This window comes from Marinobacter sp. S0848L (assembly GCF_023016065.1).
In the GTDB taxonomy this organism is placed as follows: domain Bacteria; phylum Pseudomonadota; class Gammaproteobacteria; order Pseudomonadales; family Oleiphilaceae; genus Marinobacter.
On record NZ_JALKAQ010000014.1, the window covers coordinates 79222 to 93068 of the forward strand.

Sequence of the window (13847 nt, forward strand, 5' to 3'; positions counted from 1 at the left end):
GCACGGAGATAGAAATGAATTTGTACGGTGTTAAAGCAATTTATAAGTTTGAAATGGCGCGCATGCGGCGCACGCTGATGCAAAGCGTGTTGTCGCCAGTGATTTCGACCTGCCTGTACTTTGTGGTGTTTGGTTCGGCGATTGGTTCCCGCATGGGAGATATCGACAGCATCAGCTATGGCGCGTACATCATTCCCGGGTTGGTGATGCTGTCACTGCTTATGCAGAGTATCTCGAACGCCTCTTTTGGCATCTACATGCCGAAGTTTTCCGGCACGATTTACGAAGTGCTGTCTGCGCCTGTGTCCTATTTCGAAATCGTATTGGGTTATGTAGGAGCAGCCGCCACCAAATCGGTCTTGCTCGGGCTGATCATCCTCGCAACCGCACGTTTGTTTGTTGATTATTCCGTGCTTCACCCATTCTGGATGGTGGCATTCCTGACGCTCACGGCGGTCACCTTCAGCTTATTCGGATTTATCATCGGCATCTGGGCAGACGGTTTCGAAAAGCTGCAAATCGTACCCATGATGATTGTGACCCCGCTTGTATTTCTGGGCGGCACTTTCTACTCCATCGATATGCTGCCTGAAATCTGGCAAACCATCAGCCTGTTCAACCCGGTGGTTTACCTGATCAGCGGCTTCCGCTGGGCTTTTTACGGCGTTTCAGACGTTCATATTGGTGTGAGCGTGGGCATGACTCTGATGTTTCTGGCGATCTGCCTGACCACCATTTGGTGGATTTTCAAAACCGGCTATCGTTTGCGTTCATGAAGGCTCTCACCACTCTAATCCCCGCCTGTGCACTGGCTTTGACGGGCTGCGGTGCTGCCGAGGCCGGTAAGAACAACACCCCCGTTTCACTGCCTCAGGTACAGGCCTGTTTCGTGAGCAGTGGTGAGGGGCATTCCGTTACCGTCGAAGTTGCCAGCGAAGCGGAAGATCGCAAGAAAGGGCTGATGGGCCGGCGTAATCTGGCAGAAAACGCCGGTATGGTGTTCGAATACCAGGAGCAGCGCCCTGCCCGGTACGGGTTTTGGATGTACAAAACCCTGATACCACTCGACATCGCCTTTCTCGATGATAGCGGCGTGATTGTCAGCATCCGGCACATGCTGCCGTGCACTTCGTCACGCACGTCAGACTGCCCCATCTACCCGGCCGGCAAACCCTTTTGGAACGCCGTGGAAATGAACGCAGGGTATTTCGAAGCGCGTAGCATTGAGGAAGGCGACCGCCTGATCTGGCGGTCAGAAGCTGCCTGCCCGCCCTGATTACTTGTGGCGCCATTCGGGTTGGCGCTTATCGAGAAACGCAGAAATACCTTCTTTGGCATCGTGTGAAACCACGTTGCTGGCCATTACTTCTGCGGTGTAGTCGTAGGCTTCGCCGAGCGGCATTTCAAGTTGGCGATAGAAGGCTGTCTTGCCCACGTTCAGGGTGTGAGCGGATTTCCCGGCAATGGTTGCAGCCATGGAATACACCGTTTCGTCCAGCAGATCCTGTTCCACAACCCGGTTCACCAATCCTATACGTTCCGCCCGTTCCGCGTCGATCATATCGCCGGTCAATAGCATCTCCATAGCATGCTTGCGTGACACGTTGCGTGATAACGCAACCATCGGGGTCGAGCAAAACAACCCGATATTAACCCCCGGCGTCGCGAACCGCGCACCCTTTTCGGCCACGGCCAAATCACAACTTGCCACTAACTGGCAGCCAGCTGCGGTGGCCACACCCGCTACCCGCGCGATCACCGGTTGCGGCAGGTGAACGATTTGCTGCATGACCTCACTGCATTTTTCAAACAGTTTTTTCTGAAACGCATAGCTGTCAAACTGGCCACGGATTTCTTTCAGATCGTGACCCGCACAGAACACACGCCCGGCCGCCGATAACACGACAACCCTTGACGACTCGTTCGTGGCCACGTCCGAAAGGGCATCGCCCAAGGCGTACAGCATGTCCAGAGAAAGGCTGTTTCGCCGTTCCGGTTGATTCAATGTAAGAGTGGTTATGCCCTTATCATTGGTTACTTGTGTCAGCAAATTAGTCATGAATCACCTTTCGTTTCACATCGCCTCTACCGACTTAAGCAACCGATTTAACCGCTGAAGTGGTAAGGCTTCACTTGATCGCTTGATGAAGCATAGCTGGCGTTCGCTCAGCTTCCACCACACCTGTACGAACCAGAAAATCCCCAAAATATTCATTCTCGAGCCTGCCCTCCCGATAATCACGCAAGAGCGGGCGTAATTCAGCCAGTATCGTGTCTACGTCGATGTTTTCACGATACAAACGGTTCATCCGCTGGCCCGAGAAATCGGCGCCCAAATACAGGTTGTACTTACCCAGAGCTTTGCCCGTGAGCCCAATCTCGCCAAGGTACGGCCTGGCGCATCCGTTCGGGCAGCCGGTAATGCGAATATTGATGGCATCCGGCTCCAGCCCTTCCTCACTCATCAATTGCTCAATCTGCCCGACAAATCCCGGCAAGAAGCGTTCGGATTCTGCCATTGCCAGCCCACACGTAGGGAACGCGACACAGGCCATCGAATGCTGTCGCAACGGCGTGCTTCGATTACCCGCATCCAGCCCGTATTCTTCAACAATCGCGTCAATCTTTCCTCGATTTTCAGCGGTTACGCCCGCGATCACCAAGTTCTGATTGCAGGTGATGCGAAAGTCTCCTTCATGAACCTCGGCGATTTCACGAAGCGCGGTACGTATCTGGCCGCCCTCTTCCGTATCCGCCACGCGGCCGGTTGGAATCAGCAATGTGAGATGGTGAAAGCCACCCTCGCCTTCCACCCATCCAAACCGATCCCCATTACTCGTTAGGCTGAAGCTCCTTGGGCGCTCGAACGGGGCACCGTGATACTCGGCAAAACGCTCCTGAAACCAGTCCATTCCATGGTCGTCGATGGTGTATTTGAATCGAGCATGCGCTCGATCTGTACGGCAGCCATGATCCCGCTGGATCGCGCAGATGGCTTCACAGGCATCAACTATTTTATCTTTCGGCACATACCCGGCCATCGTCGCCAAACGTGGGTAGGTAGCCGGGTCGCCATAGGTCAGGCCCATACCGCCGCCGACAACCACGTTAAAGCCAAGGATACGCCCTTCGTCGATGATGGCTATTAGCCCAATGTCGTTGGCAAATACGTCGCAATCGTTCTCCGGTGGGATCGCCAATGCAATTTTGAACTTACGCGGCAGGTATTTGTGGCCATAGAACGGTTCTTCCTCCTGCCCCAACTCCGCAACACGCTCTTCTCCCAGCCATACTTCGCCATAAGCTCCTGAACGCCACCGAAGACGGTCGCTGATCGCTAGGGACAACTCATGAATTTCCTGGTGTAAGTGGGAAAGCTGTGGGTTAACGTTGCTGATAACATTTCTGTTTACATCACCACATGCGCCCCGGGTGTCTAGACCAAGCTCATTCACCATTCGCATGAAGGTCTGCATTTTCTCTTTGAAGATGCCGTGGAACTGGAACGTCTGCCGGGTGGTTAGCCTCAGCGTGGAGTTGGCACATTCATCAGCGATGTTATCCAGGCCCAACCATTGATCGCTCGACAACACCCCACCGGGTAGCCGCAACCGCACCATAAACTGGTACAACGGCTCCAGTTTTTGTCGGCGACGTTCATCCCGAAGATCCCGGTCGTCCTGCTGATAGCTGCCGTGGAACTTCGTTAACTTGGTGTCGTCCTCGGGCAATGCGCCTGTTGCTCTATCACCCAAGCCTTGCAGTATGGTTCCGCGCAAATAATCGCTTTCACGCTTGATCACTTCCGCTTCTGGTAGTTTCTCAGTCATCAGTACACATCCCGTTGGTAACGTTTGTCCCGGTTCATCTGGCGTAGAAAATCTTCCGCTTGTTCTGCAGTCATGTTGCCGTGTTCGCTGACAATACCGAGCAATGCCTGGTGCACATCGGGCGCCATCTTGTCGGCATCACCGCATACGTACAGGGCCGCACCACGGTTGAGCCACGCCCATACCTCGGCCCCTTGCTCGGCCAGGCAATGCTGCACGTATCGTTTCTCTTGCTCATCGCGCGAGAACGCAACGTCCAGCCTGGTAAGCAAACCCGACTCCCGCCACTTCAACCATTCGGCTTGATATAAGAAGTCTGAACGGAAGTTTCGATCACCAAAAACCAGCCAGTTATCGCCATTCGCATCGCGCTCCTCCCTTTCCTGCATAAAGGCACGGAATGGAGCGATACCCGTGCCCGGGCCAATCATGATCACCGGCGTTTCATCGTTGTCAGGCAGTGCAAAGTTTTTGTTGGAATCGATGTAAACCGGTACCTGCGCACCTTCTTTCAACCGATCGGCGAGCCAGGTGGATGCCACGCCAACCCGATCCCGGCCATGGCTGTTATAACGAACGGCGGCCACGGTGATGTGTACCTCGTCTTCTTCAGCAGCCTGGCTTGAACTGATGGAATATAAGCGGGGAGGCAGCTTACGCAGCGACTCCACCAATTGCTGTGGGGTAAGCCCTTTAGCCGGCCATTGCCGAATCAAATCAAGCAAGTCGCGCCCTTCCGACCAATTGCGAAGCTCGGCGGAATCGCTAACCAGTGCGCGCAACTCATCGTTTTCAGCCAGTTCGGCCCATTGCTTGAGTAACGGTGGTGTTAGCAAGGTGATCTCTCGGTGATGGGTCAGCGCATCGCCAATGCTGTGCTGGTCGCCCGCAAGGTCTATCAAATCCTTCGCATCGAAGCCCAAAACATCAATGACTTCAGACACCAACTCCGGCGGATTTTCAGGGCATACCGCAAGCGCATCGCCGGGTTTGTATCGAAGCCCGGAATCCTCCAATGAGAATTCGATATGGCGCACTTCTTTGCTCGAATCACGGCCACTTAATAGTTGATTGGTGAGTACGGTGGCTTCGAAGGGGTTTTTCCGGCTGTAGACACTTTCCCCAGCGCTTGCAGCCGGAGACGTCACACCGCTAACAGTCGGCGCAGAACTACCGGACTGCTCCGAAATTGTGCTCAAAAGTTTGCTGATCCACGCCTCGGCAAGCTCTTCGTAATCAACATCACAATCCACCCGTTCCGTAAGAGCCGTTCCTCCCAGCTCCGAAAAACGTTGGTCAAATTGTTTACCCGTTTCGCAGAAAAACTCGTAACTGGAATCGCCCAGCGACAACACGCTGTACTTAAGAGCGTCCAGCTTGGGAGCCTTTTTACCCATCATGTACTCATGAAAATCCAGCGTGTTATCGGGCGGCTCACCCTCTCCGTGCGTGGAGGTGACTAACGCTAACCATTGCTCCTGCTTTATCTGTTTTGGTTTGTAGTCCGCAAGATCAACAACCTTGGCCACAATCCCTTGGTCATTTGCCTGCGCCGCAAGTTGCTCGGCAATGGCTTCTGCATTACCCGTTTGGGAGCCAAACAAAACGGTCAACGCGGGTTTCGCGACAGCTTGGTCAGGCGATTTCGTAATCGGCGCTTGTTGCTGCGGATTGGCGCAGTAAGCGGAAAGGTACCCTGCCAGCCAATAGATCTGATCGGTTCGCAGCTCTGCCAATAGGTGGCTAAGCCGCTCTTGCTGCTCCCCGGAGAAAGGGGACGTACTGAAATCTGTTGTCATATGCCACCGCCAGTACATGCCATGAAAATTACCCCGAATCCAAACTCGGGGGATGAATGTGTCTGCGGCACTGTAGGAAGAAAAGGCAACCCCTTTAAATTAGATTATTTTGGAGTAACCTATCGAGCTAGTAGATATAATGCTTAGTCCATTGTTTTTCATTGGGTTTATGGATGTTCGGAAACGACGCGTGGCAATTGATCTCGATCATCTGCGATTTTTTTCACGCTCCTAACAGAATACTTAACAACTTTCTCGGGGATTTCCGATACTCTCCATAAAGCAGTGTTCAAGCAATAACAGGCTTGAGTGCACCTACCAACACATTCACGTGGATCAGCTGTTTAAGGGAGCAGTGTGTTTTTACTGAAACGCAAAGGTAACCATCGCCTCCAACTGACACGCACCGTGTCAGAACCGGGCCGCTATCAGGTCGATCTCTATCTGTTCACCCCTCACGAAGACAGCCTGACCGCCTGGACCCTTTCCGAACAGCAGTTCTTGTTTACATCAATTGAGCATCGGTTCAGTTTGCTCGGCCTTCCCGAGCAGGATCGGATCGGCAAATCCAACCAAGCCTTCGCCCTGCTCTCGCCTCATTACGAGATCACCTTTGGCTCCTGGTTGTTTCAATACCGCGCTTCCATGGAGCGATTACGACAACAAATCGACAGCTCCGGCCTCAGTGTTGACCTCATAAAACGGGCGCTTCGTCTGAGTCGCAATTTTGCCCAGCGCCTGCGTAATTCATCGCCGGCTAAAAGCAGCCAGCAGCGGTACTACCGGCTGGCGGATATTTACTATTCGTGGCATACCGAGCAATTTCTGTTGGAATGTTTGGCGATGGAAGGCTTTGATGAGCTTGGGGAAGAGATTCGTGAATCGGTGATTGAATTTTTGGAACGGGAATACCAACACCGGCAAGAACACGAATACAAAAGCAGCTTCAAAGGCAATGCGACACGGGTTTGGAACCGAATGGGCCTTTACCACCGCCTGCTGGAGTACCCCGTGCTGCTTCGGCCTAAAGTCATCGAACTCGGCGATGGCACCCGCAAGATGGTTAAAGCCGTTTCGACCACGCTAATCATGGCGGTGTTCACCTACATCTTATTCAATACCCGAACCATCAGCGAGCAACTTTCTCTCAGCCTGTTGTTTGGCATCGCCCTGATCTACGCCGTTCGGGACTTGCTGCGTGACGACATGATCACCGCCATCACTCGCTGGCTGCGTAAAGGCAAACCTCGTTGGAAAATTCGCTTGCTGACGCCTTACACCAACAAACCTTTCGCGGGAAAACGCGTGTGGCTGGACTATCGAAAACGTGCAGACCTGCCCAAACAGGTAAAAGAAAGTTCCGGAAAATGGGTAACAAACGAAGCACAACAAATCGTGTGCTACCGCTCCGTAACTTACTTCGACCATTCGGCACTTGAGAAAAGCCATCTTCAGGAGCGTCTAAGTCTGGATTGCGAAGCCTTGTGCGAAATGATTCAGCCTACGACCAACAAGCTGTACGCCTGGAGTGACAAAGACGACTTCAGCTCGGAAATCAAAGCACACCCCATTGAAAAGCAACACGATTACGATCTGCTTCTGGTGTACTCCCAGACCGGACAAGAACACCAGTCCGCCCAACGCTGGAGTCTTCGGTTAAGTAGCAATGGCATTGTCGAGTGTGAACAGAAAAAGGCGAATTGGCCCAAGCCAGAGGGCGAGGAAAAGGAACTCGAAAAAAAGAAAAAAGCCAAAGAGAAAAACAAAGAAAAGGCCGAAAGCAGCAATTGAGGTAGGCACAATTATCGGCTGCACATAGTGTAGCCCAAGTGTACAATACAGCCTTCTAGGGGCGCTGGAAGCTGCTGCCGAACTGGTGAGGATCCAAAGACCTACAGCAATGTCCGGCTGGGACTTTAAATCATACCTGTCTACACTAGCCTTATGAAAACTCTCAAATATCCCTCTGTTCTCATAAGTGGGCTACTTGCTCCCACTATCACACCCACAGTTTACGCTCAGGCGCCTGCCGATATAGTGGTTACCTCACCGATATTGGAGCGTTCCCTGCGCGAAACCCCAGCTGCCTTATCGGTCGTTCGACAGCCCCCCATTCGGGAAGGTCAGCCGCGATTAAAGCTGAATGAAAGCCTTACCCAAGTCCCCGGGCTTTATATACAAAACCAAGAGAACTTTGCTCAAGGTGAACGCATCGCGATACGCGGGTTTGGGGCCCGAGCACCGTTTGGAGTTCGCGGCATTACCATTATGGTTGACGGCATTCCATACACCCTCCCCGACGGACAGGCACAACTAGACGCAATCGACCTTGATACCGCTGAGCGTATCGAAGTAATCAGAGGACCTGCGTCGGTTTTGTATGGTAATGCGGCGGGAGGCGTAATCAGTGTAACAACAGCCGATGGCCGTTCTCAGCCAGACCAAACATCGATTCGTATGACGGGGGGCAGCAATGACTTCGGCAAACTTTCAGTAACCAATAGCGGCCAGGATGGTGCTTGGTCACACAGCATAAGCGCCTCCGCACTTAACTATGAAGGTTATCGTGATCAGGCGAAAGTTGAAAAATACTTGCTCAATACTAAGCTGCGCCGTGAACTAGGCGATGATCGCTCTTTGACCGCTATCATCAACCTGCTACAGAACCCACGCTCGGAAGATCCGGGGGCATTGACCGCAGAGCAAGTGAGAGAAGACAAGTCCCAGGCTGGCAAATTCACCGAGAAGTTCGATACCGGGCAAACTGTCGATCAGCAAGTACTTGGTTTGCAATATCAGGACCTATCCGCGGGGCCCGGCGAACTGCACGTCAATACTTTTTACATACGTCGGAATTTCGAGCAGCAGCTGCCCTACCCTGGTGATAGTCGAATAGATTACGACCGTGACTATTTTGGGGCCAGAGCTGATTACCGGCAGTCCCTTGAATTAAGTGGATTACCTTTTCGCTACGTAGCCGGGGTAGAGGCACGGGAACAACGGGATGACCGCATTCGCAGAGAAATGAGTTTCAGCGGTAATCTACAAGACCTGACTGCAGACGAATTGCAAACAGCAACGGCGTTAGGCGTGTTTGCACAAGGCGACCTAAATGTTACAGATCAATTGCTGCTCTCCGTGGGAGGCCGGTTCGACCGAATTCGAATGAAGGTGGATGACGATTTTGCATCGGACGGCGACCAAAGCGGGAAGCGGACGTTTCGTGAATGGAGCGGCTCGGCAGGACTGAGCTATCACTACCTAAATACTCACCAGACCTACGCAAATATCAGCACCGCGTTTGAAACACCGACGTTCTCGGAGTTTGCCAATCCATCAGGGGTGGGCGGATTGAACCCCGAGACCGAACCTCAAAAATCTCTGAATCATGAACTGGGTTTACGTGGTGCGTTCGATAACGGCATTGATTACGACCTTTCGCTTTTCTGGGTAGACGTTCGAGACGAACTAATTCCTTATGAGTTGGCGGGACCGGATGACCGGACCTTCTATCGCAACGCCGGAGATACAACGCGAAAAGGCATGGAGACTTCCATTGGCTGGCTATTAACTCCGAGCTTGCGCCTAGACAGCGCTCTGACGTTGGCGAGCTACAAGTTTGACGACTACCGCTCCGGGGGCAAAGTGTATGACGGTAACCGATTACCTGGTCTGCCCGAGGAGACCTGGAACAATCGCCTACAATGGCAGGGGCTGGGGGGTGTTTTTGCGGCACTGGAAGCGCTCTATGTCGGCGATATGGTTGCCGATGACAGGAATGATGTAAAAGTCAACGATTACTGGTTGCTGAACGTGCGAGGCGGAACCAACTTGTACGCCGGTCAGAATCTTCTACTGAAGGGTTTTGCGGGCATACGCAACCTGACGGACCGAAATCATTTCGCCAATGTGCGTATAAACGCCAGCAATGGCCGTTACTTTGAGCCCGAATCCGGGCGCACTTGGTACGCCGGGCTCGAGTTTACTTTCTAAAGCTTTAGCCCTGCCCTCGGGCAGGGCTTGTTGGCTCAAATCAAGGTAACTTATAGGCAATCACATAATCACCGAAGGTGGTTCCAACCGAACCATGACCACCGGCGACGAGAACCACCATCTGTTCCCCTTTACTGTTTAGATAAGTCATGGGCGTTGCTTGTCCGCCTGCGGGCAAGCGCGCTTCCCAGAGCTGTTTACCGGTTGTCAGGTCATAGGCCCTCAGATAATCATCCACCGACGCAGCCATAAAGGCCACACCACCAGCGGTGATAATGGGCCCACCAATGCCCGGCACACCCATTTCGATAGGCAGTGGCAGTGGGGTCATATCGTAAATCGTGCCATTTTTACGCTTCCAAACCACCTCGCCAGTACGCAAATCCGCACCTGCCACATAGCCCCAAGGTGGCTGCTGACAAGGGATACCCATGGGAGACAGGAATGGTTTCATCTCTACAGCGTAAGGCGCCCCGGCGTTTTCGTTCACACCCTGTTCACCCTGATTGGTCTCGCCAAGATCAGTTCCATCTTTGGGCACTAGCTTAGAGGTAAACGCCAAGTACAACGGCATACCGAACATCACCTGCCGCTCAGGGTCTACGGCAATACTGCCCCAGTTAAAGACCCCAAAGTTACCCGGATAGACGATAGTGCCCTGCTCTGAGGGCGGCGTGTACTGGCCTTCATAGCGCAGAGATCGGAATTTGATACGGCAGATCATCTGGTCTACCGCACTTGCACCCCACATATCCGCTTCGGTTAACTCGGGCGGCCGGAAGCTAAGGCCGGATATCGGCTGAGTTTCGGCAGCATAATCACCTTCAATGGTACTCTGCGGCGCTTTCAGTTCAGAAATCGGAATGATGGGCTCTCCAGTTTCCCGATTAAGAACATAAACGTCGCCTTGTTTGGTTGGAACAACCAGCGCAGGCTCTTTGCCATTTTCGGTGTCTAAATCCAAAAGGCTGGGCTGGGCTGGGGTATCCATGTCCCACAAATCGTGGTGAACAAATTGCTGCACCCAAGCAACCTCCCCGGTTTCTATGCTCAGAGCCACCACCGACGAGGCATACTTCTCGTCATTTTCAGTCCGATACATGCCCAGCTGGTCAGGCACCCGATTTCCCATCGGGAAGTAGATAAGGCCGAGTTCCTCATCTGCACTTGCAACCGCCCAGCTGTTTGGCGTGCTTGTGCTGTAGGTTTCGTCCTCAGCGATCGGCGCCGTTTTTTCAGGGTTCCCGGGATCCCAGTTCCACTCCAGCTCGCCGGTTTTCGCGTCATACGCTCGAATCACGCCGGAGGGCGAGTTAATATCGTAGTTATCGTTTACCGCACCGGCTACAACCACCAAGCCATTAGCAACCACGGGCGGCGACGTTGAATAATAAAAACCAGCCTGTTTGAACGGCATGTTATGCATCAAATCGAGAGAGCCGTCTTCGGCAAATCCACTGCAACGCGCGCCTGTTTCCGGATCGACCGCCAAGAGCCGTGCATCGGATGTCGGCATAAAAATCTGGGCATCACATTGAACGCTGGCCAGATCCTCTGCAGGCTCTTTAATCAACTGAACGTCTATCCCGTTGGGATCACCCTCCGACGGCGGCAGATAGGACACGCCCCGGCAGGTCTGGTGCTGCCGCTGGCTTTCCATGGGCACTTTCGCATCATAAACCCACTGCTTCTCGCCTGTATCTGCATCCAACGCCACCAACCAATTATGCGGTGTACACAGGAATAGACTGTTACCCACCTTTATCGGTGTAGCTTCGTAGGTGATCTCACCAATGTCTTCTGGCATTTGCAGATCACCCGTCTGATACTGCCATGCCTTTTCGAGCTTGCCGACGTTCTCGACGGTAATCTGATCCAGTGGTGAGTACCGCTGCCCCAAGTTGCTTCTTCCGTAGGCATGCCAGCTTTCATCTGAAATGTCGCCCATTTCGGGATCAGCAGAGACGACCTCCTCATTGAGCTGCCCATGAATCTGATGCCGATCAAAGGCAAGACTTGAAACCGTGATGAGACCAGCGACCACCCATACCGGAGCCAAAACCATGACGCCGCCTCGCTGAGCTTTTGGCCCAGGAAACAGGAGCGGGATCGCAAGCAGCAGGAACACCCCTAGCCGTGAAGCCAAAGGCCACCAATCATGGCCGGACTCCCACAGCGCCCAGATTGCGGTACCCGCCAGAAACGCAGCGTATACCCAACGAGCAACGGGTCGGCGCCCTTTAGATGCCAACCCAGCAACGATGAGTGCTATACCGGCGATGGCGTAATAAAGGCTGCCTCCCAGAGAAACCAGCCACACGCCACCGGCCAGAAGCACTATGCCTAGTAGTAACAAAACAATAGTGAATATAATCATTCGACAAGCTCCATAATTAGCTAGCTTTTCATGTTACGCAGGCAATTTCCCTTCGAAAAGGGTAGTTCTAGAATAAGTGGGCGCAACCCCGATGTGGCGACGCGTAGCGCTAGTGCTAACAGTCAAGCTTTATGGCTTTTTTCCAACTTGGCTTTTGCCGCCATATATTCAGGCGTGCGCCCAGCGTCTTCGTATATGGGCTCACCCTCTTCAACTCGAATCACCTTATCGCCAGGCACATAGGGCATTTGCTCTTCTATCTCCAGCAAAGCAGTGTTGATGAGATTGGCTAACAAATCACTGGCAGGCAGGTCGTAAGTCTCGGCAAGCGCTTCTATCTTGATCAGGTCCGCCTTGTTGAGAACAACCTCTGTACTTACTTGCTCTTTCACATGGGTTGAACGTTGCTCCCAATCATCGAGCATTTTCTTGGTTAAGTTGCTGGTCATCTTGGACTCCAATTTCTTTTAGGGAACCGGGATAAACCGTGTTTACTCAAGCGTAAAAACAGCCGCTATAAATAGCGTAGCACTGATTGGATGGAGTGGGTGGCGACGACCATAATTACCAATTTAGCAGCAGTTAGACCACCCGCGATCCGTATAATTCATCTAAGCTGTCATAGTTACCAAAGACAACTTTCCAGCGGGCTCGCGTTTAGTTCAACACAAGCGTCTCTGGATGACTAAAGGATAGTTGAATGAGTGACGAGAAAGCCAAACGAGAATCCCGCGAACAGACACCCTCGCCGAGCGAAAAATCACTGACTTCGAAAGAGCGTGACACCGTCGCAGAAAATAGCAGCCTATCGTCGCTCACTGTCTATTCCATCATCCTTCGCGAGGGCGAAGAAGAGCTGGAACGTCCGAAAATCTCGCTCTGGTGGTCCGGCGTGGCGGCGGGGCTTGGAATTTCCACCTCAGTACTCGCCGAAAGCATTATCCACGCCAATCTAGGCCCAGATCACCCCTACCTGACATTGATTGCAAGCTTGGGCTACTCGTTCGGGTTTGTCCTGGTGATCCTGTCTCGGCTCCAACTGTTCACCGAGAACACCATCACCGTCGTGCTGCCAGTCTTGGCCCAGCCGACGCGCAACGGGTTTTACTGCAGTGCGCGCCTCTGGGGAATAGTGCTTGCAGCCAATTTGTGTGGCACGTTTATTACCGCTGCCATATTCGTCCACGGGGGTATCCTTCCCGCGGACACCCTAACGGCGATCCTTGAGATTTCGCGCCACCTAGCAACACTGACCCCGGCCGAAACCCTATTACGCGGGATTCCATCGGGCTTTTTCATTGCGGCAATTGTTTGGATGCTGCCGTCGGCGAAGAGATCCGAGGTGCTGGTTATTGTCATGTTTACCTGGCTGATAGCGGCGGGTGATTTTACCCATGTCATCGCCGGGGCCAACGAAATTTTTGCTCTGGTGGTGAATGGAGAAATGACTATCTTTACCGCCCTGCTCTACCACATATCGCCAGTGCTGATCGGAAACATTATCGGCGGTACAGGTTTATTCGCGATGCTTGCCTATGGCCAGGTTCAGGAAGAAATGTGATGCAGTGAGCTTAAGGCATAGGTTATATGCACAATTCACGCAGACTCTCGATAGCTCTGATGCCCGCGTGTACTGCTGCGACTTAATTGCCAATGGTCACTCCCGCATCCAGAACCCAGCAGCGATCATTATGCGTATAACCTAGCTGACCATAATAAGAATTAGCGGCTGGTGCGGCGATGAGTATCAATTGGTAATCCCCCCATTTTTAAGGGGGTTCAAAAGTAGACCTCAGGCCATCATGGCCAACTTCTGTTGAGGAGTAATTCCTCCGAGCCCCATATTGG

Annotated in this window: 10 protein-coding genes; 5 read left to right on the forward strand and 5 right to left on the reverse strand. The window is 52.9% G+C overall.

Annotation, left to right across the window (positions count from 1 at the left end; all coding sequences use genetic code 11):
- Nucleotides 1–14 precede the first annotated feature (14 nt).
- Complete coding sequence (locus tag MWU64_RS14240) at nucleotides 15–776, forward strand: ABC transporter permease (RefSeq protein WP_247065043.1); 762 nt, start codon at nucleotides 15–17, stop codon at nucleotides 774–776.
- A complete protein-coding gene (locus MWU64_RS14245; protein ID WP_247065044.1) occupies nucleotides 773–1276 on the forward strand; it encodes a DUF192 domain-containing protein in 504 nt (167 codons plus the stop codon). Before MWU64_RS14240 ends, MWU64_RS14245 begins: the two co-directional genes overlap by 4 nt.
- Here the strand turns inward: MWU64_RS14245 and MWU64_RS14250 are convergent, their stop codons facing one another.
- The 3 genes from MWU64_RS14250 to MWU64_RS14260 all read right to left on the reverse strand — a co-directional run bounded on the left by MWU64_RS14250 (nucleotide 1277) and on the right by MWU64_RS14260 (nucleotide 5629).
- Nucleotides 1277–2059, reverse strand: coding sequence for an enoyl-CoA hydratase (locus MWU64_RS14250; RefSeq protein ID WP_247065045.1), 783 nt, complete (start codon nucleotides 2057–2059; stop codon nucleotides 1277–1279).
- A gap of 70 nt (nucleotides 2060–2129) precedes the next feature.
- On the reverse strand, nucleotides 2130–3830 hold the full coding sequence (locus MWU64_RS14255; protein WP_247065046.1) for an assimilatory sulfite reductase (NADPH) hemoprotein subunit: 1701 nt from the start codon (nucleotides 3828–3830) through the stop codon (nucleotides 2130–2132).
- A complete protein-coding gene (locus tag MWU64_RS14260) occupies nucleotides 3830–5629 on the reverse strand; it encodes an assimilatory sulfite reductase (NADPH) flavoprotein subunit (protein ID WP_247065047.1) in 1800 nt (599 codons plus the stop codon). Before MWU64_RS14260 ends, MWU64_RS14255 begins: the two co-directional genes overlap by 1 nt.
- Before the next feature lie 357 nt (nucleotides 5630–5986).
- Here MWU64_RS14260 and MWU64_RS14265 point away from each other — a divergent pair, with 357 nt between their 5' ends.
- Nucleotides 5987–7420: a hypothetical protein gene (locus MWU64_RS14265; protein ID WP_247065048.1), complete on the forward strand. Its 1434-nt coding sequence runs from the start codon at nucleotides 5987–5989 to the stop codon at nucleotides 7418–7420.
- A 246-nt stretch (nucleotides 7421–7666) separates the two neighbouring features.
- A complete protein-coding gene (locus tag MWU64_RS14270; RefSeq protein ID WP_247065049.1) occupies nucleotides 7667–9622 on the forward strand; it encodes a TonB-dependent receptor in 1956 nt (651 codons plus the stop codon).
- A gap of 40 nt (nucleotides 9623–9662) precedes the next feature.
- Here the strand turns inward: MWU64_RS14270 and MWU64_RS14275 are convergent, their stop codons facing one another.
- Together MWU64_RS14275 and MWU64_RS14280 are read right to left on the reverse strand one after the other, a co-directional pair.
- Nucleotides 9663–11999 (reverse strand): glucose/quinate/shikimate family membrane-bound PQQ-dependent dehydrogenase, encoded by a 2337-nt coding sequence (locus MWU64_RS14275; protein ID WP_247065050.1) that lies wholly within the window; start codon nucleotides 11997–11999, stop codon nucleotides 9663–9665.
- A gap of 122 nt (nucleotides 12000–12121) precedes the next feature.
- Nucleotides 12122–12448 (reverse strand): hypothetical protein, encoded by a 327-nt coding sequence (locus tag MWU64_RS14280; protein WP_247065051.1) that lies wholly within the window; start codon nucleotides 12446–12448, stop codon nucleotides 12122–12124.
- Between the two features lie 251 nt (nucleotides 12449–12699).
- Between MWU64_RS14280 and MWU64_RS14285 the strand changes: the two genes are divergently transcribed.
- Nucleotides 12700–13560, forward strand: coding sequence for a formate/nitrite transporter family protein (locus MWU64_RS14285; protein ID WP_247065052.1), 861 nt, complete (start codon nucleotides 12700–12702; stop codon nucleotides 13558–13560).
- The last annotated feature ends 287 nt before the right edge of the window (nucleotides 13561–13847 follow it).